A 24333-nucleotide genomic window follows, 5' to 3' on the forward strand; every position below is an offset into this window, starting at 1 on the left:
GGCACCCCGACACCGGCTGGCCTGTTCGGCGCTACACCGATTGATCCATTTCCTGACTGAAAGAAACCCCATGACCCTCATCCGCACCCAAACCCTCGGCGATGTGCTGCTGATCGAAATCGACAACCCGCCGATCAACGCCGGATCGCTGGGCGTGCGCCAGGGCCTGCACGCGGCCATTGCGCAACTCACTCAAGACCCCGCGCTGTGCGCCGGGGTGATCATTGGCGCAGGCACCACCTTTGTGGCGGGCTCCGACCTGCGTGAGTTCGGGCAACCGCTGCAAGAGCCGCAGCTGCCCACGGTGCTCAGCGCCATTGAAACCTGCCCCAAACCGGTGGTGGCCGCGCTGCACGGCGCAGCGCTGGGCGGTGGCCTGGAGCTCGCACTGGCCTGCGACGCACGCATTGCCCTCACGGGCACTGTGCTGGGCCTGCCCGAAGTGACGCTGGGCATCATCCCCGGCGCGGGCGGCACCCAGCGCCTGCCGCGTCGCACGGGCCTGGTGCGCGGCATGCAGATGGTGTGCAGCGGTGAGCGCATCCAAGCCGAGGCCGCTCGCGACCTGCGTCTGGTGGACGACGTGGTGGACTGCGATCTGCAGCTGCACGCCGTAGCGCTGGCGCGAAAGCTGCCGGGCAAATGCCGCATCAGCGAAGAGACCGTACCGCATGAAGACACCGACGCCGTGGCGCAGGCCGAGCAGACAGCTCTGAAGGCGGGCAAGCGCCGCCCGGCGGTGCTGGCCGCCATCGAGGCCGTCAAGGACGCGGCCCGCCTGCCCTTTGCCGAAGGCGTGGCGCGTGAGCGTACGGTGTTCCAGCAGCTGCGCGTGTCAACCGAAGCCCATGCCCTGCGCCACCAGTTCTTTGCCGAGCGCGATGCGGTGCGCCTGCCCGTCGACGCGCAGGCCAAGCCGCGCACGGTGGACACCGTGGCCATCATCGGCGCAGGCACCATGGGCACCGGCATCGCCATCGCCGCGCTCGATGCGGGCCTGAGCGTGCTGCTGCTCGAACAAGACAGCGCCGCCCTTGAGCGCGGGCGTCAGCGCGTGGCAGACCACTACCAAGGCCGCGTGGCCGCCGGCAAACTTCAGGCCAGCGTGGCCAGCGGTCACGAAGCTCGCCTCTCGCCCACCACCGACTGGACGCAGTTGGCGCGCGCCGACCTGGTGATCGAGGCGGTGTTCGAAGACATGGCCGTCAAGCAGGCCGTGTTCCGCCAGATCGACACCCATGCCCGGCACGGCGCGGTGCTGGCCACCAACACCTCTTACCTGGATGTGGACGCCATCGCCCAGACCACCAGCCGGCCACAGGACGTGCTGGGCCTGCACTTTTTCAGCCCGGCCAACGTGATGAAACTGCTCGAAGTCGTGCGCGGCGCGCAGACCGCGCCCGATGTGCTGGCCACCGGCATGGCCTTGGGCAAGCGCCTGCGCAAGATGCCAGTGTTGTGCGGCAACGCGTTCGGCTTCATCGGCAACCGCATTTACAACGCCTACCGCAAGCAGTGCGAATTCATGCTCGAAGACGGGGCGTGGCCCGAAGAGGTGGACCAAGCCCTGCAGGCCTTTGGCTTTGCCATGGGCCCGTTCAGCGTGGCCGATCTGTCGGGTCTGGACATCGCCTGGCGCATGCGCAAAGCACAAGCGGCCACACGCGACCCGCGTGAGCGCTATGTAACCATCCTCGACCAGCTGTGCGAGCAAGGCCGTCTGGGCCGCAAAACCGGCGCGGGCTACTACACCTACCCCGAAGGACGCCAGGACAAGACCACCGACGCGACGGTGCGCGGCATCATCGAAGCGGCTTCGGCCCAGCGTGGCCTGCAGCGCCAGCCACTGAGCACCGCCCAAATCCAGCGCCGCGCCTTGTTGGCCATGGTCAACGAAGCAGCGCTGCTCTTGGCCGAAGGCGTGGCGCAGCGCGCCAGCGACATCGATGTCGTGCTGGTGCAAGGCTATGGCTTCCCGCGTTGGGAAGGTGGCCCGGTGTTTTGGGCCCGTCAACAGGACCGAGCCCAACTCGCGCAAGACCTGCAAGCCCTGGCCATCCAGTCCGGCCACGGCTTTGTGCTGGCCGACCTGTCGTCTGTGCTGGAACCGTGAAGCTTTGAAGCACGGCACACCCCTGCCCGTCCAGCCCTCAGCCAGTCGCAACGCAGCGGGGTGTGGGCTGTGGGCTTTGGGCTTTGGGCTTTGGGCCGGGTCGAAACTTTGGTCTTGACAGGCAAATAATGCAATATGTTGTCTCATTCAGGAAAATCTAATTTGTCAAAAAAGACAAGCCTGCATCAATTTTCACCTTGAAATACGGGAAAACCATAGGTTTTACGGGGTCAAAAAGCCTTGCAGTCTTTCATGGAAGAATCCTAAAATAGGACAACATATTTACATATAAGCCATCCACCGCGACGGAGAAACGATGAACCCGAACCCCTATATCAACGAAGACCTGCAGGCGCTGGCCGAAACCGCGCGCCGCTTTGCCGATGACAAGATCAAGCCCGGTTTTCTGGAGCGCGACAAGACCCGCGAATTTGACCGGGCCTTGCTGCGCGAGATGGGCGAGTTGGGTTTCATATGCCCTGAAGTGCCTGAGGAATTCGGGGGGCTGGGCATGGGTTGCGTGGCCGCAGGTGTGATCCACGAAGAAATCGCCCGCGCCGACCTGAGCTTCTCCTACCTGAACCTGCTGGCCTCGCTCAACAGCCAGATCCTCTACAAATACGGCAAGCCCGAGGTGGTGCGCCCTTGGCTCGACAAAATCCGCGAGGGTCGGGCGATTTGCGCCATCGCCCTGACCGAGCCACGCGGTGGCTCCGATGCGGCCAACCTGCGTTTGCGGGTCGAGCGTGACGGCGATTTTTACGTCATCAACGGCGAGAAAACCTCCATCTCGGCCGCCGACCAGGCCGACATCACCGTGGTGTTTGGCCGCACCGGCAAGCCCGAAGATGGCGCACACGGCGTGACCGCGCTGCTGGTGCCCATGGACACCCCGGGCTTGACCACCAGCCGTTTTGATTGCCATGGTCAGCGCTCCATCGGTCGCGGCTCGATCTTCTTCGAAAACGTGCGCATCCCCGTCAGCCACCGCCTGGGCGACGAGAACAAGGGCTTTGTGCAGGTCATGCACGGCTTTGACTATTCGCGTTCGCTGATCGGCTTGCAATGCCTGGCCGTGGCGCGTGCGGCGCTCGACGAAGCTTGGGAATACATCACCCAGCGCCAGGCCTTTGGCCAGCCGCTGTCGGCTTTTCAGGGCGTGACCCACCCATTGGCCCAGTACGACACCGAAGTGGAAGGCGCTCGCCTGGTCTGCCTGCAAGGCCTGTGGCTCAAGGACCAGGGACTGCCCCACTCCGCAGAGGCCGGCATGGCCAAGTGGTGGGGTCCCAAGCTGGCCTACGACGTGATCCACCAGTGCCTGCTGTGCTTTGGTCATGGCGGCTACGACCGAGGCCCGATGGAGCAGCGCCTGCGCGATGTGCTGGGCTTCCAAATCGGTGACGGCACCGCACAGATCATGAAAACCATCATCGCCCGCACCCGTGCGGGTCGCAAGAACGTGCCCGCCTGAGATTTTCAAAACAAAAAACCACCCCAAGGAGACAAGCATGGAATTCGATGCCGTACTTTTGGCCCCACGCCGCGCCCGCATGATCGCGCAAGGCCTGTGGCACGACCGCACCATCAACGGTGAACTCGACGCCTGCGTGGCCGCCTGCCCCGACAAGCTGGCGCTTACCGCTTATCGGGTCGAGGCCGGTGATGAAAAACGCTTCACTTACCGCGAACTCGCCCAGATGGCCGACCGCATCGCGGTGGGCCTGACGCGACTGGGCGTGCAAAAGAACGATGTGGTGGCCTGCCAGCTGCCCAACTGGTGGCAGTTCACCTTGCTGTACCTGGCTTGCTCACGCATCGGCGCCGTGATCAACCCGCTGATGCACATCTTCCGTGAGCGCGAACTGAACTTCATGCTCAAGCACGGCGAGGCCAAGGTCATCGTGGCCCCCAAGACCTTCCGGGGCTTTGACTTCGAGCAGATGATCACCGCCATCCAGCCGGGTCTGCCGCATCTGAAACACATCGTGGTGATCGACGGCCAAGGCCCCAACAGCTTCGAAGCCCTGCTAAGTGGCCCCGCCTGGGAAAACGAAGCCGATGCCGCCGCCATTCTGAGTGCGCATCGCCCCGGCCCGGACGACATCACGCAATTGATCTACACCTCGGGCACCACCGGCGAGCCCAAGGGCGTGATGCATTCGGCCAACACCGTGATGGCCAACATCATTCCTTACGCACAACGCCTGCAACTCGATGCCCAAGACGTGGTGCTGATGGCCTCGCCCATGGCGCACCAGACCGGCTTCATGTACGGCCTGATGATGCCCATCATGCTCAAAGCCAGCGCCGTGCTGCAGGACATTTGGGAGCCGAAAAAAGCGGTCGAGATCATCAACCGCGAAAAAGCCAGCTTCACCATGGCCTCGACGCCGTTCCTGACCGACCTGACCCGCGCCGTGACCGACAACAAAACCCCGGTGCCCACGCTGCAAACCTTTCTGTGTGCGGGCGCGCCGATTCCCGGCCCGCTGGTCGAGCAGGCGCGTGCCGCTTTGGGCACCAAGATCGTGTCGGCCTGGGGCATGACCGAAAACGGGGCCGTCACCCTGATCCAACTGGACGATCCGGACGAGCGCGCTTTCACCACCGACGGCCTGCCTTTGCCGGGCGTCGAGCTCAAAGTGGCCGGTGAGGATGGCCAGAGCCTGCCGCCCGGTGAAGCAGGCAAGCTGTATGTGCGCTCTTGCTCCAACTTTGGCGGCTACCTGCGCCGCCAGCACCTGAACGGCACCGACGCTGACGATTGGTTCGACACCGGCGACCTGGCCCGCATGGACGCGCAAGGCTACATCCGCATCACCGGCCGCAGCAAGGACGTGATCATCCGGGGCGGCGAGAACATTCCGGTGGTCGAAATCGAATCGCTGCTGTACCGCCACCCGGCCGTGGCCATGGCCGCCATCGTCGCCTACCCCGACGAGCGACTGGGCGAGCGCGCCTGCGCGGTGGTGGTCACCAAGCCCGGCCAGAGCTTCGACATGCCCACCTTGGTGGACTACCTGAAGGCTCAAAAAGTGGCGATCCAGTACATCCCCGAGCGCCTGGAGCTGCTGGACGCGATGCCCGCCACGCCTTCCGGAAAAATCCAGAAATTCAAGCTGCGCGAGCAACTGCAGGCCATGCTGGGCAAGCGCTGAATCACGAGAACACGCACCATGACTGCCGAATGCCCCATCCTCACCGAAACCCACGGCCGCGTGGGCCTGATTCGACTGAACCGCCCAGCCCAGCTGAACGCCCTCAACGATGAATTGATGGATGCGCTGGGCTCGGCGCTGATGGCCTTTGACGCCAACGCAGAGATCGGGGCCATTCTGATCACCGGAAGCGACAAGGCCTTTGCTGCGGGGGCCGACATCGCCGTGATGGCCGACTGGTCTTACATGGACGTGTACCAAAGTGACTTCATCACCCGCAACTGGGAGACCATCCGCCAGGTGCGCAAGCCGGTGATCGCAGCCGTGGCGGGCTATGCCATGGGTGGCGGCTGTGAATTGGCGCTGGCCTGCGACATGGTGATCGCGGCCGAATCGGCCCAGTTCGCGCTGCCCGAAATCAAGCTGGCCATGCTGCCTGGCGCGGGGGGCACACAACGCCTGCCCCGGGCCATTGGCAAAGCCAAGGCCATGGACATGTGCCTGTCGGCCCGCATGCTGAACGCGCAAGAGGCCGACCGTTATGGTCTGGTCTCGCGTGTGGTGCCAGACGCCGATTTGCAGGCCACCGCCCTGAAGCTCGCCACCCAAATTGCGGGCTACTCACTGCCTGCCCTGATGGCCATCAAGGAATCGGTCAACCGCGCGCACGAGTCCAGCTTGAGCGAGGGCATCTTGTTCGAGCGGCGCGAATTGCACGCCCGCTTTGCCAGCGAAGACGCGCACGAAGGCATGCACGCATTCCTGAACAAGCGCAAGCCGGTGTTCCAACACCGCTGAGCGCCCGACCCACGACGCGGCATCGCCACGGATCGATGGCGCGGCCCTCAGGCAACTTGGACCTTCAAGCCTGACCGGCCGGAGGCTTGGGCGTCTTGACCATCGAGATCACACCAAACGGGCAACGCCGCTCGCACAGGCTGCAACCGGTGCAAGCCTGTGCATCGTGCAGCACCGAACGCTTGCGCCAGGCCACGACCTGCAAACTCAGCACTCGCGGTGGGCACGCCGCCACACACCAGCCACAACCGGTGCAACGCTCGGTGTTGATGTGCGGCAGCTGCATGGACTCAAATGGCCTTCAGGTCGGCCACCTTGCGCCAAAACGCTTCGGGCACCAGCGCTACGGTGCGCGTCTGGCGGTCCACAAACACGATGCCGATCTTGCCGCGCGCCACTTCGCGGCCAGTGTCCAGACACTCCATGCGGTAGACCAGATCAAACCCGTATTTGTTGGGGTCTTGCGGCACCATGCTCACGCGCATGGTTTCGCCATGAAAACCCTCGGACTTGTATTGCGCGACCATGTCGCCCACCACGATGGGAAAGCCCGCCACATTGCCCTCGGTGTAGCCCAGTGATTTGAAAAACCGCACGCGGGCTTCGGACACGAGCGTCAGCAGCTGCGCGTTGTCCAGATGCCCGCCCTGGTTGACGTGGCTGATGTAGATCTGGATGTCGGTGGCAAAGACAAAACGCTCGGGAAGGCTGAACTGGATGCGGGGCATGTCAAAAAATCGTGTGCGTGAACAAGCCAGTATTTTCGCCTGCCTTGAAACGACAAGGGCCGACACACGGTCGACCCTGATCAGGCGGCAAGCGCTGCGCTGCGCTGCCCTGCCCTGTGCCTGGCGCTCGCGCCAGTGGTGCAGGCTCAGGGGGTCGTCAACACCAGATTTTTCACGGTGGTGCTGCCCGCCAGCCCCAGATTGAGCACCGGATCGGTGCTTTGCGTGGTGTAGCCCGCGGCGGTGCCGGTCACGTTGTAACGCCCCGCCACCATGCTGTCGGTGCTGAAGTTCAAAACCGCCCCTTGGACATAAGGCGCTTTCACTGCAGCAGCCAAAGGCAAGCTCATGCGGTAGTCGGCACTGGTCACATCGACCCCGGTGGAGGCCACCTCCAGCACCTGCCCCGTGCTCAGGGTCTGGCGTGCAGACACCTGGGCATCGGTCAGCAGTGCATTGGCGCTGTTGCTGACCACACCGGCCACATCGGCCATGGCCGAAGCCGCAGGCAAGATGGCGGTCTGCGCCGTGTTCAGCACGGTGACGCCCGTGGCCCGGGACACGGGCACGTTCGTCACCGCCGCCGTGGTCAGGTTTTGTCCGGCCACCACCACCGTGTAGTGGGTGTTTTCAGGCAAATACGCCAAGGTGAACTTGCCCGTGATGGGGTTCGGCACCGTGGCACGCAGGTTGTTGTCGGGGTCGCGCGTAGAGACCACCACATGGGGCGCGATCGACGGATCAACATAGCCTTCGATGGCCGTGGTCAGGCGCGGAATCACCGCCACCACGGGCTTGAGGTTGTAACGCCCGGAGCTGCCCGCCTTGACGATGGAGCGGCAAGCATCAAAGTCCAGCACCATGTCGGCCACCTGACCACTTTGCACATCGAAGCGCGCCTTCAGTTTGAAGCCGCTTTGCTGGGCGCTGGGTGTGCTCAGCGGCACTTCGTCCGCGCTGCCCGAGAGCACCAGCGCATTGGCCAACGGATTGGCAGTGGACGGGTTGGCAGGGTTGTCGGCCAGCACCAGACGCACTTGTTGGTAGTTGCCAGCAGGCAAAGGCAGACTGCCCAACTCCTGCAACACGCCATTGGTCAGCGACAGCAAATCGATGCGCTGGGCCGGGATGCTCAATTCACTCCAGCCCAGCAACTCCGTGCCATCGGCCGTGGCGCTTTGGTGGACCCGGATTTTGTTGACCGTGACATAGACATGGTCGTAACCGCAGGCCGGTGCGTCGGTCATGGCGAGCTTGAGTGTGCCGGTGGACGGCGCGCCTCCCCCGCCGCCGCCACACGCGATGAGGCCTGTGGTCAAGAGCCCCAGGCCACCCCATGACAACGTTTTGAAAAGCCCGTTTGGCTTGTTGGTGCGCATGCTGATCTCCATGAAAAACAATGGACAAATTCTGGCTTCGGCCCAAGCCGCATGCGGTAACCAAAAGTAAGGCCCCATGCCGCCCGCTTACACCTTTGCCCATCGTCTGACATGCGCGCGCCCAGCGCCATACAGCCATTGGTTTACTTTCGCAGACCCTTGTGTGTACACCCTTTTGCCTATCAGTCGCACAGCGGCATGGCCGCCCTGCCCGCCGGGTCTGTTACAAAAATGTCAGACCAGCGGCACCGTCAGCTGTGCAATCACCGCAGCCGTGTCTGGCCGCACGCCGCGCCACCAGGCAAACGCCTCGGCGGCCTGCTCGGCCAGCATGCCCACGCCGTCGGCCAAGCGTGTCACACCGGCTCGCTGGGCCAGCTGCAGGAAGGGCGTGAGCCCTTTGCCGTAGGTCAGGTCATAGGCCAGGCAATCCGGCGCAAACACGCTGGGGTTCAAGGGCGGCAACTCGGCTTTGAGACTGGACGAGGTGGCGTTGAGCACCACATCGAAAGCCCCCTGCACCGCGTCATAACCCAAGCCCTGCACCGGCACCAGGCCCGTCTGGTGCTGCAGCGCCAGCGCTTCCAGCGCCTGCGCCTTGGCCACAGTGCGGTTGACGATCACCAGCTCGGCGGGTTGTTCGGCCAGCAGGGGCAGCAAAGCACCGCGTGTGGCACCGCCCGCGCCCAAAATCAACACGCGCCGCCCCTTGAGCGGACAGGCCAGGTTGTGCACCAGATCGCGCACCAAGCCCACGCCGTCAAAGTTTTCGGCATACACCTTGTCGCCCTCGAACTTCATGGCGTTCACCGCCCCCGCCATCTGTGCGCTGGGGGCCTGATCGGTGGCATAGGCAAACGCATCGAGCTTGAAGGGTGCCGTCACATTCATGCCCCGCCCGCCACGGGCGCGAAAGGCGTCCACCTCCCCCGCAAAACCACCCACTGGGGCCAGCAGCTTGGTGTAATGAATGTCCTGCCCTGTGACCTGCGCAAAAGCGATGTGGATGAAAGGTGACTTGCTTTGTTCGATGGGGTTGCCGATGACGGCGTAAGAGTCGGTCATGAAGGGACTTCCGGAAAAAATGCTCAGCTTGAAAGCTGGAATCTTAGCCGCCCCAACCCACACCCTGTCGATCGCCTCGGTTCAGATATGCACCCACGCGCCCAACGCGCCCCAACACGCCCCCCGCTCAGTCACAATCACGGGCAAACCGACATGCAGGAGGCCTTTGATGCCCAAAGAAAAAATAGACCCAGAAATGCAAGCCTTTGCGCAAGATGTTTTGACCTCCATCCAGCAAGCCCGGCGCGGCGAAGGCCAGGTGCACCAGGTCACGCTGTCGGCCGCTGCCGAAGCTCGGGCCAAAGTGGGTTTGACGCAATCGGCCTTTGCGCAATTGATGGGCGTGTCGGTGCGCACTTTACAAAACTGGGAGCAAGGCCGCAGCCAACCCTCGGGGGCGGCCAAAACCTTGATCAAGGTCGCCCAACAGTGGCCCGACCTGCTGCGTTCGATGGCCTGAATTGACACACGCCAACGCCCCCATTCCCCCCGCCGCACGCCAAACCTCGCTGGCGGTGGTGTTCATCGTTCTGGCGCAGTGCCTGAGCACCTCGCTGTGGTTCAGCCCCAGCGGGGTGGCCGACAGCCTGATGCAGGCCTGGCAACTGAGCGCCGCCGCTTTTGGCTGGCTGCTGGCCGCTACCCAGCTGGGTTTCATCGCGGGCACCATGGCGTTTGCCTTCAGCGGCGCGGCCGACCGCTTTCAGCCCACACGCATTTTTGTGGTGTGCAGTTCGCTCGGGGCGCTGGCCAACGCCGCCGTCACCTGGGGCGTGACCGATTACGGGGTGTTCTGGAGTCTGCGCTTTGTCGTGGGCATGTGCCTGGCCGGCATCTACCCGTTGGGCATGAAGATGCTGGTGCAGCGCGTGGGCAGCAAACCGGCCGCCGCGCTGGGTTGGCTGGTGGGCATGCTGACCTTGGGCACGGCCATGCCGCACGGCTTGCGGGCTCTTGGCCAGAGCTGGCCCTGGCCCGAGGTGCTGCTGGGCTCGTCGGTGCTGGCCTTGGTGGGCGCGGCGCTGGTGGCCTGGATGGGCCAGCCGCCCAAGCAGCCCGCATCTCCGGGTCAACCCACAGCCCCTGCCCCCGTTCGCCTGAACACCCAAGCTTTGCGCGAGGTGATTGCGGTGCGCGGTTTTCGCGCCTCGGCGCTGGGCTACTTTGGCCACATGTGGGAGCTTTATGCGTTCTGGAGCGTGCTGCCTTGGCTGAGCCTGCCCATCCATCGCTCGCTGGTGGCCACTGGCTACGGCTGGGCACCGTCGGTGGCGCTGATGAGTTTTGCGGCCATCGGCATGGGGTTTTTCGGTTGCGTGCTGGGCGGCATGTGGAGCCGCCGCGTGGGCAGTGCACGGGTGGCGGCCACGGCCTTGGCCGCATCGGGCCTGATGTGCCTGGGCTACCCCTTCATCCCCGACTCTTGGCCGCTGTTGCAGTTGGGGGCCTTGCTGTTCTGGGGCATTTGCGTGGTGGCCGATTCGCCGCAGTTTTCGGCCATGTCGTCGCAGCACGCACCGCCGCAGTGGCTGGGCAGCGCCCTGGTGCTGCAAAACGGCGTGGGGTTTTTGATCACCGTGGTCAGCATCTTGCTGCTGGGCTGGGCCGTGCAGCAGTGGGGCAGCATGGCGCTGTGGCTGCTGGCCCCCGGTCCGGCTCTGGGCTTGTGGGCCTTGCAACCTTTGTTGAAAAAGGACTGAGCCTTTGGGGTTCAGTGCCGCCCCACCAGGCGGTACACCACCACGCCCAGAACGGACACGCCCACAGCCGCCGCCGTGAAGGCATGGGCCAGCCAGCCCATGTCCACGCTTTGGGCCATGAGCAGCACTCCGGTCGACTGGCCAAAAAACAGTGAGCAGGCAAACAGGGTCACGGCGGTACCGCGTGCGGCCGGGGCCATCTGGGTGGCTTGCACCTGCAAGGTGTTGTGCAGCATGTAAAAGCCCAGCCCGGTCATCAGGCAAGCCAGCAGGCCCAGCCAGAGGCCACTGCCCCAGGCCAGCACGAGCAAACCGGCAGCCACCAGGGCAGCCCCCATGCGCACCAGACCACGCTCGCCCAGCCAGGCCAACCAGCGCCGCGCCATCTGGGTGTAGATCAAACCGCCCACGCCGTACAGCATCATCACCGAACCCGCGGCCACCACGCTCAAACCAAACTGCTGGTGCAAATGCGTGGGCATGAAAGCCATGGCGCCAAACACCAGAGCGCCCTCTGCTGCCGTGACGCCCAAGACCCAGCGCACGCGGGGCACGGCCAGGAGTTCACCGGTCAGGCGAAACGCGGCCCACAGGCCCGGTGCCGCCGCCGGCACCGGCTGCACCTGTTGGCGCAAGCGGCGCAGCAGCAGCACGGCAGCCACCCCGAACATGGCCGCGAGCAAGACAAAAGCGCCGCGCCAACCCACGGTGTCGGCCGCGAAACCGCCAAACCACAGGCCGCTCATCATGCCCAGCACGGTGGCGCTCATCAACTTGGCCAGGGTTTCCTGGCGGCGCTCGTAAGGCACCTGGTCACCCACCCAGGCCATGGACAAAGGGATGATGCCCGCCGCCGCCCCGCCCATGAAACCGCGCATGATGACCAGCATGGGCAGGTTCATCGACAGTGCCGTGATGGCGCTGAACAGCGCACAAGCCGACACCGCCAGCGACACCACCCGCAGCTTGCCAAAACGCTCGCCCAACGGGCCGTAAAACAACTGCAGCAGGCCATAGACCACGGCGAACGCGGAGACCACCGCCGACGCGTCGCCCGTGCTGACCTGAAACTCCTGGCCCAGCAAGAGCAGCATCGGGTCGCAGATGCGCATCGAGGCCATGCTGGCAAAACCTGCCAGGCCGAGCAGCGTCAGATGCTGGCGCTCGTCAGCAGGCGTCAAAGCGCTCACGCCAGTTGCTGTTCGAGGTCGTGCAGGACCTGGTAGCAAGGCAGCACCTGCGCGATGCTGGAATTGGGCTCGCGCCCTTCCTGAATCGCCGCAAAGAATTCACGGTCCTGCAGCTCGATGCCGTTCATGGACACGGCCACTTTGGACACGTCGATCTGCTCTTCCTTGCCGGTGTACAGGTCGTCGTAACGGGCCAAATAAGTGCCGGTGTCGCCGATGTAGCGGAAGTAGGTACCCAATGGGCCATCGTTGTTGAAGCTGAGCGACAAAGTGCAGATCGCACCGTTGGCGGCCTTGAGCTGGATGCTCATGTCCATGGCGATGCCCAAAGCGGGGTGGATCGGGCCTTGCACCGCATTGGCTTTGACGATGGGGCTGCCGCACTGGTATGCAAACAGATCCACGGTGTGGGCAGCGTGGTGCCACAGCAGGTGGTCGGTCCAGCTGCGGGCCTGGCCCAGCGCGTTCATGTTGGTGCGGCGGAAGAAGTAGGTCTGCACATCCATCTGTTGGATGTTGAACTCACCGGCCTTGATCTTGTGGTTCACCCACTGGTGGCTGGGGTTGAAGCGGCGGGTATGACCCACCATGGCCACCAACCCGGTTTCCTTTTGCACACGCAGCACTTCCTGGCCTTCCTTGTAGACATCGCACAGCGGGATTTCGACCTGCACATGCTTGCCCGCCTTCAGGCAAGCCAGGGTCTGGCTGGCGTGCATTTGCGTGGGGGTGCACAGGATGACGGCGTCGACTTCTTTCAAAGCCAGGGCTTCGTCCAGCTCGGTGGTGGCGTGGGCGATGCCGTATCTGGAAGCGACTTCTTTGGTTTTTTCGATGTCACGGCTGATCAGCGAGACGACTTCCACGCCGTCGATGTTCTTGATGCCGTCCAGGTGTTTGATGCCAAAGGCACCTGCGCCCGCCAGGGCGACTTTGATGGTTTTGCTCATGATGATGACTCCAGAAATTTATGCATTCTCAAGAATGACGTGTCCCACCGCCGTGTTCGACGCAGGCACATGGTAGAAGCGGTGACGCAACTTGGGCGCGGGGCCTGTGGCCTTGCCGCCCTCGATGTCGCTCATCGCACCACGGGCGATCAGCCACATGACCAGCTCGATGCCTTCGCTGCCCGCTTCGCGCACATAGTCAATGTGCGGTGTGGCCGCAGCCGCGACCGGGTCGTTGATCAGCTGGTCCAGCCAGGCGTTGTCCCACTCGCGGTTGATCAGGCCCGCACGCGCGCCCTGCAGCTGGTGGCTCATGCCGCCTGTGCCCCAGATGTGCACGTTGATGTCTTCGTCGTAGCTCTCGACCGCCTTGCGGATGGCCTGACCCAGGTTGAAGCAGCGCTGGCCGCTGGGCACGGGGTACTGCACCACGTTCACGGCAAACGGGATCACCGGGCAAGGCCAAGCGTCTTTGACGGGGTCGAGCTCGCCACACATCAGCGACAGGGGCACCGTCAAGCCGTGGTCCACGTCCATCTTGTTGACGATGGTCAGGTCAAAGTCTTGCTGGATGACCGACTGCGCGATGTGCGAAGCCAGCTCGGGATGGCCCTTGACTTGGGGCACCGGGCGTGGGCCCCAGCCTTCGTCGGCAGGCGTGTATTCAGCGGCCGTGCCAATGGCAAAGGTCGGGATCATGTCCAGGCTGAAAGCGGTGGCGTGGTCGTTGAAGACCAGAAAGATCACGTCGGGCTTGTTGTCCTTCATCCATTGTTTGGAGAAGTCGTAGCCTGCAAACAGCGGCTTCCAGTAGTCTTCCTGTGTCTTGCCCAGGTCCATGGCCGCGCCGATGGCGGGCACATGCGAGGTGAAAACGGATGCGGTAATTTTGGCCATGTTTATGCTTTCTTTCCGGCTGCGCCTTGGGGCTGGTTCTGCGCCTGGGCATCGCCGTTTTCGCCGATGTAACGGTTGCCTTCGACGCTGCGACCACCCTTGATCATCATGTTGCGGTATTCCTCTTCGGTCATGCCGGTCATGGAGCCGGCCATCTGCTGGAAGCTCTTGCCGTCGGTGGCGCCGATCTTGGCCAGAAAGTAAATGTTGCCGCCGGTGCGCATGCACCAGTTGAGGTCACGGGCCAGCACGGCCTGCTTTTGCTCTTCGGTCATGGGCCACTCGTCCAGGTAAGCACGCTCATTGGCCTTGAACTTTTCACGGTTCTCGGCTTTCATGAGCGACATGCAAAACTGGTTGATCCAGTAGCCTTTGCGCGATTGCTCGGCATCAAAAATGATGGTTCCGGGCACGTCGGTGTAGGGTTTGTCTAAAGCCATGGTGGTGTTGCGTTAAGGGTTGAGCGTTGAGCGTTGAGCGTTGAGCGTTGAGCGTTGAGCGTTGGGCGTTGAGCGTTGGGCGTTGGGCGTTGAGCGTTGAGCGTTGGGCGTTGAGCGTTGGGCGTTGAGCGTTGAGCGTTGGGCGTTGAGCGTTGAGCGTTGAGCGTTGAGCGTTGGATTCTTCACGCCGAACGCCAAACGCTGAACGCTGAACGCTGAACGCTGAACACTCAACGCAGAACCTCTTCCGGCCAATACAAGCGCATCGGATTGTCCACCAGCAGCTTCTTTTGCAGCTCAGCCGTGGGAGCGATGTGCGGGATGAAGTCCACCAGCAGGCCATCGTCGGGCATGTGGTCTTTCAGGTTGGGATGAGGCCAGTCGGTGCCCCACAACACGCGGTCGGGGAACTCTTCCACGATGCGCTTGGCAAAGGGGATCACGTCCCGATAAGCGTTTTGCTCCCCATTCAAAGCCTTGGGGCCGGTGACCGACAAACGCTCGGGGCAGGACACCTTGCTCCAGACGTTTTTGTGTTCACGCATGAACTTCTGGAACAGCGCAAACTGCGGGCCGTCCACGGGCAGCGACACATCGGGGCGACCCATGTGGTCCACCACCACGGTGGTCGGCAGTGCGGTGAAAAAGTCCCACAGCTCAGGCAGATCCACCGCTTCAAAGTAAATCACCACGTGCCAGCCCCACTTCGCGATGCGGCTGGCAATTTCCATCAACTCGTCCTTGGGCGTGAAGTCCACCAGACGCTTGACGAAGTTGAAGCGCACACCGCGCACACCGGCGTCGTGCATGGCCTGGATTTCCTGGTCCGTCACGCTGCGCTTGACCGTGGCCACGCCACGCGCCTTGCCGCCAGAGCTGACCAATGCATCAACCATGGCACGGTTGTCAGCGCCGTGGCAGGTGGCCTGCACCACCACGTTGCGCTCAAACCCCAAGTGATCGCGCAAGGCATACAGCTGGTGTTTGGACGCATCGCAGGGCGTGTACTTGCGCTCGGGCGCATAAGGAAACTCTGCGCCGGGGCCAAACACGTGGCAATGCGCATCAACAGCGCCTACGGGCAGTTTGAAAGTGGGCTTGGCCGGACCGGTGTACCAGTCCATCCAGCCTGCGGTTTTGGTGAAGTCACCGGTTGTAGGTTTGCTCATCTTGGCTCCATCATGAACGGACAAGAGGCTGCACGGCCCTGCCGGGGCTCATCAGTCCTTCGGCCAGCAAATCGCCCCAACAGGGCCGCACAGCCTCTTGTCCTTTGTTGTCAGGTTTGATCAATCGATGTATTTCAGACCCGCTGCCGCCAGAGGCTCGCGCATCTTGTACATGTCCAGACCCAACACGCCGGATGCCAGCTTGGCGCGTTTTTCGCCTTCGTTGGCTTCACGGGCTTGCGCTGTGGCCAGCGTCTTGGCGGCGATGGCCTGTGGCACGCAGACCACGCCGTCGTCATCGGCCACGATCACGTCACCGGGGTGGACAATCATGCCGGCGCACACCACGGGGATGTTGACCGAACCGACCGTGGCCTTGATCGTGCCCTTGCTGCTGATGGCTTTGCTCCAGACGGGAAAACCCATTTTGGTCAGCTCTTTCACATCGCGCACACCGGCGTCGATGATCAGAGCGCGTGCGCCACGGGCCATGAAGGACGTGGCCAGCAGGTCGCCAAAATAACCGTCTGTGCATTCAGCGGTGATGGCCGCGACCACGATGTCGCCGGGCTGAATCTGCTCTGCGGCCACATGCATCATCCAGTTGTCGCCGGGGTGCAGCAGCACCGTGACGGCCGTGCCGGACACCTGCGCGCCCGCATAGATGGGGCGCATGTAAGGCTTCATGAGTCCAACACGGCCCATGGCTTCGTGCACCGTGGCCGAGCCCAAAGCGGCCAGGCCGTCGGTGGCCGCGCGGTCAGCGCGGGTGATGTTGCGGTAAACAACGCCGAGTTCGTACATGGGTTCTTCCTTCAAATTTAAATAAGAGGCACAAAAGAGAGGATTGCCAGACTTCGCTGGCCATGACAAAACACCGTCATCGCGAGGAACGAAGTGGCGCGGCGTTCCAGACACTGGATGGCCGCGCTGCGCTCGTCAGGGCAAAGTGTCGCCATCGCCTGCACGCGAAGCTGCTCACTTGCCCTTGGCCGTCAACTGGTCGTCCAGGCGCTTGAACACGCGGCGTGCGTTGCCTTCATAGACCATGTAACGCTCTTGGTCGTTCAGGTTGGCTGTGGCCTGCACATAGCGCTTGGTGTCGTCAAAGTAGTGACCGGTTTCGGGGTCAATGCCACGCACGGCGCCGATCATCTCGGAGGCGAACAAAATGTTTTTGACCGGGATCACCTTGGTCAGCAGGTCGATGCCCGGCTGGTGGTACACGCAGGTGTCAAAGAAGATGTTGTTGAGCAAGTGCTCGGACAGCAGAGGCTTTTTGAGTTCTTGCGCCAAACCGCGGAATCGACCCCAGTGGTAAGGCACCGCGCCGCCGCCGTGCGGGATCAAGAACTTGAGCGTCGGGAAATCCTTGAACAGATCACTGGTCAAGCACTGCATGAAGGCCGTGGTGTCGGCGTTCAGGTAGTGCGCCCCGGTGGTGTGAAAGCAGCTGTTGCAGCTGGTGCTCACATGGATCATGGCGGGGATGTCGTACTCGACCATTTTTTCGTAAATGGGGTACCAGGCCTTGTCGGACAAGGGAGGCGAAGACCAGTGACCACCCGATGGATCGGGGTTCAGGTTGATGCCGACGTTGCCGTATTGCTCCACGCACTTGACCAGCTCGGGGATGCAGGTGGCGGGGTCCACACCAGGCGACTGGGGCAGCATGGCCGCAGGCACGAAGTGGTCAGGAAAGAGTTGCGCCACGCGGAAGCACAGCTCGTTGCAGATCGCCGCCCAGGTGGACGAGACATTGAAGTCGCCAATGTGGTGGGCCATGAAGCTGGCGCGGGGGCTGAAGATGGTGATGTCTGAGCCGCGCTCTTTCATCTTGGCCAGCTGGTTGGTCTCAATCGTCTCGCGCAGTTCGTCGTCACTGATTTTCAGATCGGCCACTTTGGGCATCATGGCCGGGTCTTTGATGCCTGCAATTTGCTTGTTGCGCCACTCTTCCAAAGCCTTGGGGGCGGTGGTGTAGTGACCGTGCACGTCGATGATCAAGGGCTGGGTTTGGCTCATTTCTGCTTCCTGAATGATGGGGGTCTTGCAGGTCGGCGGCTTCAGCCCCGACAAAGTGCACTGGTGAAGCTTGTCCGGGCTGAAGCCGCCGACCTGCAAAAATTCAAGCGCCCATTGTGCAGGCGCACGCCCTCAGCACCCAGCCCCCTCATCATCTACCAGCTAGAACAAATCCGCATAACCAAGCCATGGATATGACAAAATCACGCCAACAGAAAGGGTTCCCATGGACCTCAAACAGCTGGAATACTTTGTGCGCGTGGCCGAATTGGGCAGCTTCACCCGGGCCGCGCAGGCCCTGAACATTGCCCAACCGGCGCTCAGCCGCCAGGTGCGCCTGCTCGAAGTCGAGCTGCGGCAAAACCTGCTGGTGCGCAATGGCCGTGGTGCCACCCCCACCCAGGCCGGGCAATTGCTGCTCGAACACGGCCGGGGCATCCTGCACCAGGTGGAGCGGGCGCGCGAAGAACTGGGCCGTGTGCGCAGCGGTTTGTCAGGGCGCGTGGCACTGGGCCTGCCACCCAGCGTGGCACGGGTGCTCACGGTGCCTTTGACCCGTGCATTTCGCCTCAAGATGCCCGAGGCCCAGCTGTCCATCAGCGAAGGCTTGTCCACCGCCATGCAGGAGAACCTGCAAAACGGTCGCCTGGACATTGCCGTCCTTTACAACCCCAGTCAGGTGCAAGGCATCGAACACACCCCTCTGGTGCAAGAACAGCTGCTGCTGGTGCAGCCACGCCCACCCGGCCTGCAGGAAGATCCGCCCCCGCCGCCCATCAGCCTGCAAGAAGTGGCCTCCCTGCCCTTGGTCATCCCCACGCGCCCCAACGCGATCCGCATGCACGTCGAGTCCGAAATGGCCGCCATAGGTTGCCGCCCCCAAATTGCACTGGAGATCGACGGCGTGAGCGCCATTCTGGACCTGGTGGCCGACGGCGCGGGCTACGCCATCCTGCCGGGCAACGCGGTCATGCGCTCGGTGCGCCCATCGGCGTATGCGGTGCGGCAAGTGTCTGAACCTGCACTGACCATTCAGCTGACCACGGCGGTGAGTTCACTGCGCCCCACCACCCTCACCCAGCAAGCGACTTTGACGCTGATCAACGAAGTGAGCCGGGAATGGCTGACGTCGTGATTCGCAGTGGTGACTTCGGCACAGACTTTGTCATCGCAAGCGAAGTGTGGCGATGTCAAGAGGGCATGAATTCGCTGAACGACACGGGGCAAATCCTCCGGATTGTCGGTATGACAAAATCAAACCCATGCGCACAAACCCAGGCCCCATTGACGTAGCACCGAGCACAGCACAAGCCGTGTTTGACCACAGTACTTTGGCCACGCATGCGATGGCCAGCCTCCCGGACATCAGACACGCACTGCAACAATTACCCCATCTGCAACTGGCCATTGTTTTCGGTTCATGCGCCAAGGGCACCCAAAAGCCGGACAGTGACCTCGACATTGCTGTTGCATTCAATCAAGTCATGAGCGTGCAGCAACATATAGACACCATCGCAGCCCTGGCGCTCGCCACAGGACGCCCCATTGACCTGATTGATTTGCGCACCGTGGGAGAACCCCTGCTGGGTCAAATCATGCAACATGGCATTAGGATCATGGGCAGCGATGTGCTGCACGCCCAATACATGATGCGGCACGTCATGGATGCCGCTGACTTCATGCCTTACCAGGCACGCATACTGCAAGAAAGGAGGCTAGCGTGGATCAACAAGTAATGGATCAAAAGCTCGAATCCTTGCGTCGCTGTCTGGCACGCATTGAATCCAAGCAACCTTTTGATGCAGACCAACTCGCTGACGACTTTGACCTACAAGACATCGTGTCCCTGAACCTGACGCGTGCAGTACAAATGGCCGTGGACATTGGGGCTCACATTGCGGCCAGTCATAACCGGCCAGGCCCGGCCACCATGGGGGAAATCTTCGACCAGCTGGCCAGCATGGGCGTCATCAGCGCCGATCTGGCCTCACAACTCAAGAAATCCGTCGGTTTTCGCAACATCGCTGTGCACAACTACAGCACCATCAACTGGCAAGTGGTGCACGCCATCATTGCGACCCACCTGCAAGACTTCAACCACTTCGCCCGTGCCGTGATCCTCTGGCAAACGCAAAAGGCGTCATCACCACGGATTTGAGCCCACCCCCGGATGGCTCACAAAAGGTGGTGTTGCAACACCCACAGCAAGCCACTGAGCGTGAAAAACGACACCACCGTGGTCACCAGCAGCGTGGCGGCACTGATGGCGCCATGCCCATGGCGCTGGCTCAGGATGGTGTAGATGCCCAGCATGGGCAAGGCCCCGGTGAGCAAGGCCGCAGAGCGCAGGGCCGGATCGGCAATCGGCACCGCCCACATCAGCACCGCCCACATGGCCAGCGGATGCAAAAACAATTTGCCAAAGGCGATTTGCGACACCGTGCCCTTGAGCCCCCCTGCCTTGAGCCCCACCAGCGAGCCCCCAATCACGAACAGCGACAAGGCCGCACTGGCCTGCGCAAACAGGTTGATGGTGCGGGCAAAGGGCGCGGGCATCTGAGCGCCTGACAGCGAAAACAGGAAACCGGCCACGATGCCGATGATCATCGGGTTTTTGACCAGGCCTTTGAGCGTTTGCAGCAAAGCCTGCTTCCACTGCCCGGGCTGCCCTTGGCTGTCGGCCACGGCCAGCAGCAACGGGATCAGGAGCAGGTTTTCAACCACCATGTTGAGCGCCAGCGCCACGCCCGCCACCGGCCCCAAGGTCAGCAGCATGATCGGGTACCCCACAAAGCCACTGTTGGGACAAGACATGCCCATGGCCATCATGCTGCTGTAACTGAGCGTGTGGCCTTGCACCTTGCGCGCCCAGAACAAGCCACCCAGAAGCACCGCCATCGACCCCAGCGCATACGCCAGCAGATACTGGGCGTTCAGGATTTCACCAATGCTGCGCTGCGACAGCGCATTGAACAGCAAGGCCGGCAAGGCCAGGTTGATCGTGAATTTGCCAAACACCTGCATGTCGGCCCTGGCAAACACGCCCCGACGGGTGAAGAAATAGCCCAGCGCAATGGCCAGGTAAATCGGGCCAGTGATGCCCAAGATATCAAAAGTCGCGTTCATTCCAACCGTTCAGTGTGTGAGGCCGCCAGCGCTGCCAAGTGCAGGGTATGCCGTGCCCCTTGCTTCAGATTTTTCTGCCTTGATTGTATTTTTATGTGCCAGGGCCTAACCCAGCCCCGACCGGACCGATGTGCTGACCGTTTGGCGCTTGGCTGCAGCCAGGCTTCGCGCCATCTCTCGGCAAAAAAGCCACTCAGCCATCCGGCACAACACATGCTGACCAAGTCACAGCCCCTCGCCATCCGTCACCGGGGACACCGCGCTGCGCTGCGCACCACAAACAGCGTCAAGCCGCACAGACTCAGGCCCATGTATGCGGCAACCACGTTGATATGCTGGCTGGCCGTGACATCGCTCAGCCAAGGCAGGCCCACACACAGGACCACGAAGCCCCCTTGGATGACGATGCACAGCCTGGAATACACCGAGGCCAGCCCTTTTTGAAACGGCCAATGCGCATAAGCTGCAGCAAAGCAGGCCGCGATCTGCCATGCCGCCAACGGCCACACATAGCCCGACAGACCTTGCCAGCGCACATCAAGCCAGCCCAAAGCCAAAGCCATTTGCGCCAATGCCCCCACGCCCAGTACCAAGACTGACGCACTCCAGGCCACATGCACAGGGCTCAAGCGAACGGCGGTGGCACTGCCCAACACCACCTGCGCCCAGGCCGTGTGGACCAGCGCGGGAATGAAGCTCAGAATGCGCAACACGGCCAGCAACCAGCCTGCCTCCTGCGCGCCGTAATGCGCGGGCCAACTCACCGCCAAAGCGGTGGCGGCCAGGCCATCGACCAAGGCATGCAGCATCTTGAGCCGGGCACTGCGCGGATCAGACTGGGGCGCAGCGGATTCATCCCCACCGGATGCGTGCTGTGTGCCACCTTGTGTGACAGCCCCCGCCTGCCAGGCAGGCCGCAACCACCAGGCTCCGGCGACATAGCCCAAAACAGCCGAACCCAGCAGCACCGACGCACCCGCGTCATGAAAGCACCACGCCCCCAGCACCACCGCCAACGCGGCCAGCACCGGCGGCACCATGCGCACCCCGCCCATGGCCCAGCGGCTGCCCACACGCAGCGTCAGGCTTTGCGCCAATTGCCAACTCAGTTGTGTCAAGCACAGGGCAGCGGCCCAGGCCCACACCGCGCCCCAGTGGCCCAAGCCCGCCCAGGCCGCACCCACCGCCGCCAAAGGCGCAAGCCACAGCATGCGGCGAACGCTTTGCCACCAGGCTTGGCGCGCCGCAGCGAAGGGTTCCTCGTGCCGGTTGGCCAGAAGGCTCAGGGGGCTTTGTGCCAGTGCCAGGCTGCCCCAGAAAAAAGCGATCTGGCTGGTGACCGAAAACACCCCCACCGCTTCGGGACTGAACAGCTTGAAAAGCACCAAGGCCAAAAAACCCTGCGCCGCCAGCGACACCAAGCTGCCCAGGGCCGCAGGTGCCGTGGCACGGGGCAAAGCTTTGAACAGGCTCATGACTTGCCGCCGAACACGGCACGCCATACCGGCAAGTGCTGCAATTGCGCATGCCAAGTCAGGCGCTGCAAATGGCGTCGGTCGGTCTGCAGCGCGGGCGCACGCAGCAAAGCTTGTTGCCAGGACAACCCGGATGCACCCAGGTTCACAAACTGCACACGCCCCGGATGCGCCAGCGCAGTGCGCTGTGCCCATGCATAAGGGTTGCCGATGACGGGCAGCCCCACGGCCAGGTACTCCAGCATTTTGGTAGAGGTTTGCTCACTCAGCGGCAGCACATCGGGCATCAAATTCAGGCCGCAACGTGCGCGCAGCAATTGCTGTGGCACCTCGGCCTGCGGCACGCGCCCAGTGACGTGGATGTGGTGCAAGCCTTGCAGCACCACTTGCAAAGGTGCAGGCACATCGCCCACCAGCAGCAGCGTGATGCCTGCCTGGTCCAAGTTGTAGAGCGTCGGCAAAAAATGCAGCAGGCGGCTCATCTCCCCCAGATACACCAGATCGAATGCCGGGGCATGCAGGGCCTGCGCCGTCAAAAACTGCTCGGGCACACCCATGTCGCGCAAGGCATAAGGTACGGCATCGTGAAACCCCATACGCTCGCGAACCCACTCGCTTTGAAAGACCCGGAAATCCGGCACCGGGTGCTGCCATCGCTTGACCCGATCCTTTAGCCAGGCCAGCGGCGCCACACTGGCCGAAGCGTATTCGTGCACCTGCACCGCAGATTGCAAACGCCGGGCCTGGTCGTTGGGCACGCGTCCGCAAATCCACCACACGGCTTCGGCCGCATCGGGCACCGTCTGAGCATGCACATGCAGCTGCACCGCGTGGCCCAGCCCCTCAATGTGCCGGGTGTAAGCGGCCAACTCGGGCAAATAAGAACTGGCACCATGGACAAAGTGAACGGTGCTCATGGCTTGACCTCGGGCTCTTTGGCGTTGTGATCGGCATGGTGCGGGTCGGCGCCCGGCCCTCGCTCGCACGGTGCAAAACGGCTGAGCAGCTGATCCCAAGCCTGCGAAAAATGGTTAAAACCGTGGGCCGCCACCGTCGCTTGCAAGGCGGTCTGCAAGGCCTCGGGCGCTTGTGCCAGGGCAGCTTGCACCGCATCGGCCAGGGCCTGCGCACTGGCGTCTTGCGCCAGCCACCCGGGGGCATGCGGGCCCAGCATTTCCTGCATGGCGGGGATCGGCGTGCTGACGCAGGGCACACCGCAGGCCAGCGATTCCAGCGCCGTCATCGGGTAACCCTCGTACAGCGAGCACAGCACCGTGGCGCGCCAGGCCCGGTAGGTCTGCACGCTCACGGTTTGTTGACCGTGCAAATGCAAACGTCCTTGCGCGATCAGCGCCTGCCCGGCGCTTTGCATCTCGCCCATCAGCTCGCCATCGCCCACCACATGCAGTTGGTAGCGTGCAGGCAATTGCTGCAGCATGGCGATGAGCTGCAGGGGTTGTTTTTCTGGTGACAGTCGGCCGACAAAACCCAGAGGGATCACGTCTTGTGGGGCCACACCTTGGGGGATCGGTTGGCATGCGGTGTCGTGTGCGGCGTTGCCTGGGCTGCCGGATGTGACGGACGAATCGCTGACGCTGACTGTGCCCGGCATCACCGCCGGGTTGCGGATCACGCACATGGCTTGGCCCCAGCCCAAACCATCGGGGGCATCGCGGCCATCGCGGCCATCGCACACTGGCCCCATCACCCGCCTGAAGCTGGCCTCAGACGTTTGCGATGCACACACCACCTGGCTAGCCAGGCGGTACACGGTTTGCAGCCAGCGGGTCTTGCCGGGTGGGGCGCCGGCTTGCTGCAGCACCTCGCTCAAAGGACCATGCACCCAGACCACGCTGGGCCTGGCGCTCAACCAACCCAGGGCCACCGCCCAATAGGCAGGCCAGAAGTTGTTGGAAGCCAACAGCACCTGTGCCTGGCGTGCCGCTCGCCAGCAAGCCCACAGCGAAGGCCTGCCCTGGCGCACCGACAGGCGCGCGACCTGCCAGCCACGCGCAGCCAGCGCCGATGTCAACAAGCTCAGCGTGGTCTGCACGCCGCCCACACCGGTCTCTTCGGTCAACAACAAAACTCGGCGTGTGGGGCGCATCGGCAAAGGC

25 protein-coding genes are annotated in these 24333 nt (G+C 62.8%); 9 read left to right on the forward strand and 16 right to left on the reverse strand.

Features of this window, described 5'->3' with window-relative positions; translation table 11 throughout:
* The first annotated feature begins 70 nt into the window (after window positions 1-70).
* From B9Z47_RS06610 to B9Z47_RS06625, 4 genes are all read left to right on the forward strand, one after another.
* Window positions 71-2113: a 3-hydroxyacyl-CoA dehydrogenase NAD-binding domain-containing protein gene (locus B9Z47_RS06610; protein WP_108330449.1), complete on the forward strand. Its 2043-nt coding sequence runs from the start codon at window positions 71-73 to the stop codon at window positions 2111-2113.
* Window positions 2114-2429: 316 nt separating this feature from the next.
* The gene (aliB, locus tag B9Z47_RS06615) at window positions 2430-3587 is read left to right on the forward strand and encodes a cyclohexanecarboxyl-CoA dehydrogenase (protein ID WP_108330450.1); all 1158 of its coding nucleotides are present in this window, start codon (window positions 2430-2432) and stop codon (window positions 3585-3587) included.
* Between the two features lie 37 nt (window positions 3588-3624).
* Window positions 3625-5274, forward strand: coding sequence for a cyclohexanecarboxylate-CoA ligase (aliA, locus tag B9Z47_RS06620; protein ID WP_108330451.1), 1650 nt, complete (start codon window positions 3625-3627; stop codon window positions 5272-5274).
* An 18-nt stretch (window positions 5275-5292) separates the two neighbouring features.
* Window positions 5293-6072, forward strand: coding sequence for an enoyl-CoA hydratase (locus B9Z47_RS06625; protein WP_108330452.1), 780 nt, complete (start codon window positions 5293-5295; stop codon window positions 6070-6072).
* A gap of 64 nt (window positions 6073-6136) precedes the next feature.
* Here the strand turns inward: B9Z47_RS06625 and B9Z47_RS06630 are convergent, their stop codons facing one another.
* From B9Z47_RS06630 to aroE, 4 genes are all read right to left on the reverse strand, one after another.
* On the reverse strand, window positions 6137-6358 hold the full coding sequence (locus tag B9Z47_RS06630) for an ATP-binding protein (protein ID WP_108330453.1): 222 nt from the start codon (window positions 6356-6358) through the stop codon (window positions 6137-6139).
* Window positions 6359-6362: 4 nt separating this feature from the next.
* Entirely contained in the window at window positions 6363-6800 is a 438-nt protein-coding gene (locus B9Z47_RS06635; protein WP_108330454.1) for a thioesterase family protein, read from the reverse strand.
* A 146-nt stretch (window positions 6801-6946) separates the two neighbouring features.
* The gene (locus B9Z47_RS06640) at window positions 6947-8179 is read right to left on the reverse strand and encodes a DUF4382 domain-containing protein (protein ID WP_108330455.1); all 1233 of its coding nucleotides are present in this window, start codon (window positions 8177-8179) and stop codon (window positions 6947-6949) included.
* 234 nt (window positions 8180-8413) lie between these two features.
* The gene (gene aroE / locus B9Z47_RS06645) at window positions 8414-9244 is read right to left on the reverse strand and encodes a shikimate dehydrogenase (protein ID WP_108330456.1); all 831 of its coding nucleotides are present in this window, start codon (window positions 9242-9244) and stop codon (window positions 8414-8416) included.
* Window positions 9245-9413: 169 nt separating this feature from the next.
* Here aroE and B9Z47_RS06650 point away from each other — a divergent pair, with 169 nt between their 5' ends.
* A complete protein-coding gene (locus B9Z47_RS06650; protein ID WP_199226285.1) occupies window positions 9414-9704 on the forward strand; it encodes a DNA-binding transcriptional regulator in 291 nt (96 codons plus the stop codon).
* Between the two features lies 1 nt (window position 9705).
* Entirely contained in the window at window positions 9706-10944 is a 1239-nt protein-coding gene (locus tag B9Z47_RS06655; protein WP_233253686.1) for a nitrate/nitrite transporter, read from the forward strand.
* A gap of 11 nt (window positions 10945-10955) precedes the next feature.
* Here B9Z47_RS06655 and B9Z47_RS06660 read toward each other — a convergent pair whose 3' ends face one another.
* The 8 genes from B9Z47_RS06660 to B9Z47_RS06695 all read right to left on the reverse strand — a co-directional run bounded on the left by B9Z47_RS06660 (window position 10956) and on the right by B9Z47_RS06695 (window position 17597).
* The gene (locus B9Z47_RS06660) at window positions 10956-12125 is read right to left on the reverse strand and encodes an MFS transporter (RefSeq protein ID WP_108330748.1); all 1170 of its coding nucleotides are present in this window, start codon (window positions 12123-12125) and stop codon (window positions 10956-10958) included.
* Between the two features lie 5 nt (window positions 12126-12130).
* Window positions 12131-13084: a Gfo/Idh/MocA family oxidoreductase gene (locus B9Z47_RS06665; RefSeq protein WP_199226287.1), complete on the reverse strand. Its 954-nt coding sequence runs from the start codon at window positions 13082-13084 to the stop codon at window positions 12131-12133.
* Window positions 13085-13102: 18 nt separating this feature from the next.
* Window positions 13103-13981 carry a class III extradiol dioxygenase subunit beta gene (locus tag B9Z47_RS06670; protein ID WP_108330458.1) on the reverse strand — a complete coding sequence of 293 codons (879 nt, stop codon included), beginning with the start codon at window positions 13979-13981 and terminating at the stop codon, window positions 13103-13105.
* 2 nt (window positions 13982-13983) lie between these two features.
* Complete coding sequence (gene ligA / locus B9Z47_RS06675) at window positions 13984-14421, reverse strand: protocatechuate 4,5-dioxygenase subunit alpha (protein WP_108330459.1); 438 nt, start codon at window positions 14419-14421, stop codon at window positions 13984-13986.
* A gap of 12 nt (window positions 14422-14433) precedes the next feature.
* The gene (locus B9Z47_RS18890; protein ID WP_233253687.1) at window positions 14434-14655 is read right to left on the reverse strand and encodes a hypothetical protein; all 222 of its coding nucleotides are present in this window, start codon (window positions 14653-14655) and stop codon (window positions 14434-14436) included.
* The gene (locus B9Z47_RS06685) at window positions 14652-15590 is read right to left on the reverse strand and encodes an amidohydrolase family protein (protein ID WP_108330460.1); all 939 of its coding nucleotides are present in this window, start codon (window positions 15588-15590) and stop codon (window positions 14652-14654) included. The genes B9Z47_RS18890 and B9Z47_RS06685 overlap by 4 nt, the downstream gene beginning before the upstream one ends.
* A gap of 120 nt (window positions 15591-15710) precedes the next feature.
* Window positions 15711-16394 (reverse strand): 4-carboxy-4-hydroxy-2-oxoadipate aldolase/oxaloacetate decarboxylase, encoded by a 684-nt coding sequence (gene ligK / locus B9Z47_RS06690; RefSeq protein ID WP_108312950.1) that lies wholly within the window; start codon window positions 16392-16394, stop codon window positions 15711-15713.
* 174 nt (window positions 16395-16568) lie between these two features.
* Window positions 16569-17597 carry an amidohydrolase family protein gene (locus B9Z47_RS06695; RefSeq protein WP_108330749.1) on the reverse strand — a complete coding sequence of 343 codons (1029 nt, stop codon included), beginning with the start codon at window positions 17595-17597 and terminating at the stop codon, window positions 16569-16571.
* Between the two features lie 244 nt (window positions 17598-17841).
* Between B9Z47_RS06695 and B9Z47_RS06700 the strand changes: the two genes are divergently transcribed.
* The 3 genes from B9Z47_RS06700 (at window position 17842) to B9Z47_RS06710 (ending at window position 19773) form a co-directional block, all read left to right on the forward strand.
* The gene (locus B9Z47_RS06700; RefSeq protein WP_108330461.1) at window positions 17842-18750 is read left to right on the forward strand and encodes a LysR substrate-binding domain-containing protein; all 909 of its coding nucleotides are present in this window, start codon (window positions 17842-17844) and stop codon (window positions 18748-18750) included.
* Between the two features lie 127 nt (window positions 18751-18877).
* The gene (locus tag B9Z47_RS06705; RefSeq protein WP_233253688.1) at window positions 18878-19351 is read left to right on the forward strand and encodes a nucleotidyltransferase family protein; all 474 of its coding nucleotides are present in this window, start codon (window positions 18878-18880) and stop codon (window positions 19349-19351) included.
* On the forward strand, window positions 19336-19773 hold the full coding sequence (locus B9Z47_RS06710; protein ID WP_108330462.1) for a DUF86 domain-containing protein: 438 nt from the start codon (window positions 19336-19338) through the stop codon (window positions 19771-19773). The genes B9Z47_RS06705 and B9Z47_RS06710 overlap by 16 nt, the downstream gene beginning before the upstream one ends.
* Window positions 19774-19790: 17 nt before the next feature.
* On the opposite strand, the gene B9Z47_RS06715 is transcribed toward B9Z47_RS06710, so the two are convergent.
* The 4 genes from B9Z47_RS06715 to B9Z47_RS06730 all read right to left on the reverse strand — a co-directional run bounded on the left by B9Z47_RS06715 (window position 19791) and on the right by B9Z47_RS06730 (window position 24323).
* Window positions 19791-20741, reverse strand: coding sequence for an AEC family transporter (locus B9Z47_RS06715; RefSeq protein ID WP_108330463.1), 951 nt, complete (start codon window positions 20739-20741; stop codon window positions 19791-19793).
* Window positions 20742-20986: 245 nt separating this feature from the next.
* Entirely contained in the window at window positions 20987-22216 is a 1230-nt protein-coding gene (locus tag B9Z47_RS06720; RefSeq protein ID WP_108330464.1) for a hypothetical protein, read from the reverse strand.
* Window positions 22213-23133, reverse strand: coding sequence for a glycosyltransferase (locus B9Z47_RS06725; protein ID WP_108330465.1), 921 nt, complete (start codon window positions 23131-23133; stop codon window positions 22213-22215). Before B9Z47_RS06725 ends, B9Z47_RS06720 begins: the two co-directional genes overlap by 4 nt.
* Window positions 23130-24323, reverse strand: a complete 1194-nt coding sequence (locus B9Z47_RS06730; protein ID WP_158271643.1) for a glycosyltransferase — start codon at window positions 24321-24323, stop codon at window positions 23130-23132. The genes B9Z47_RS06725 and B9Z47_RS06730 overlap by 4 nt, the downstream gene beginning before the upstream one ends.
* Window positions 24324-24333: the final 10 nt, after the last annotated feature.

Origin of the sequence: Limnohabitans sp. 2KL-1 (assembly GCF_003063435.1) — a bacterium.
Taxonomy (GTDB): domain Bacteria; phylum Pseudomonadota; class Gammaproteobacteria; order Burkholderiales; family Burkholderiaceae_C; genus Limnohabitans_A.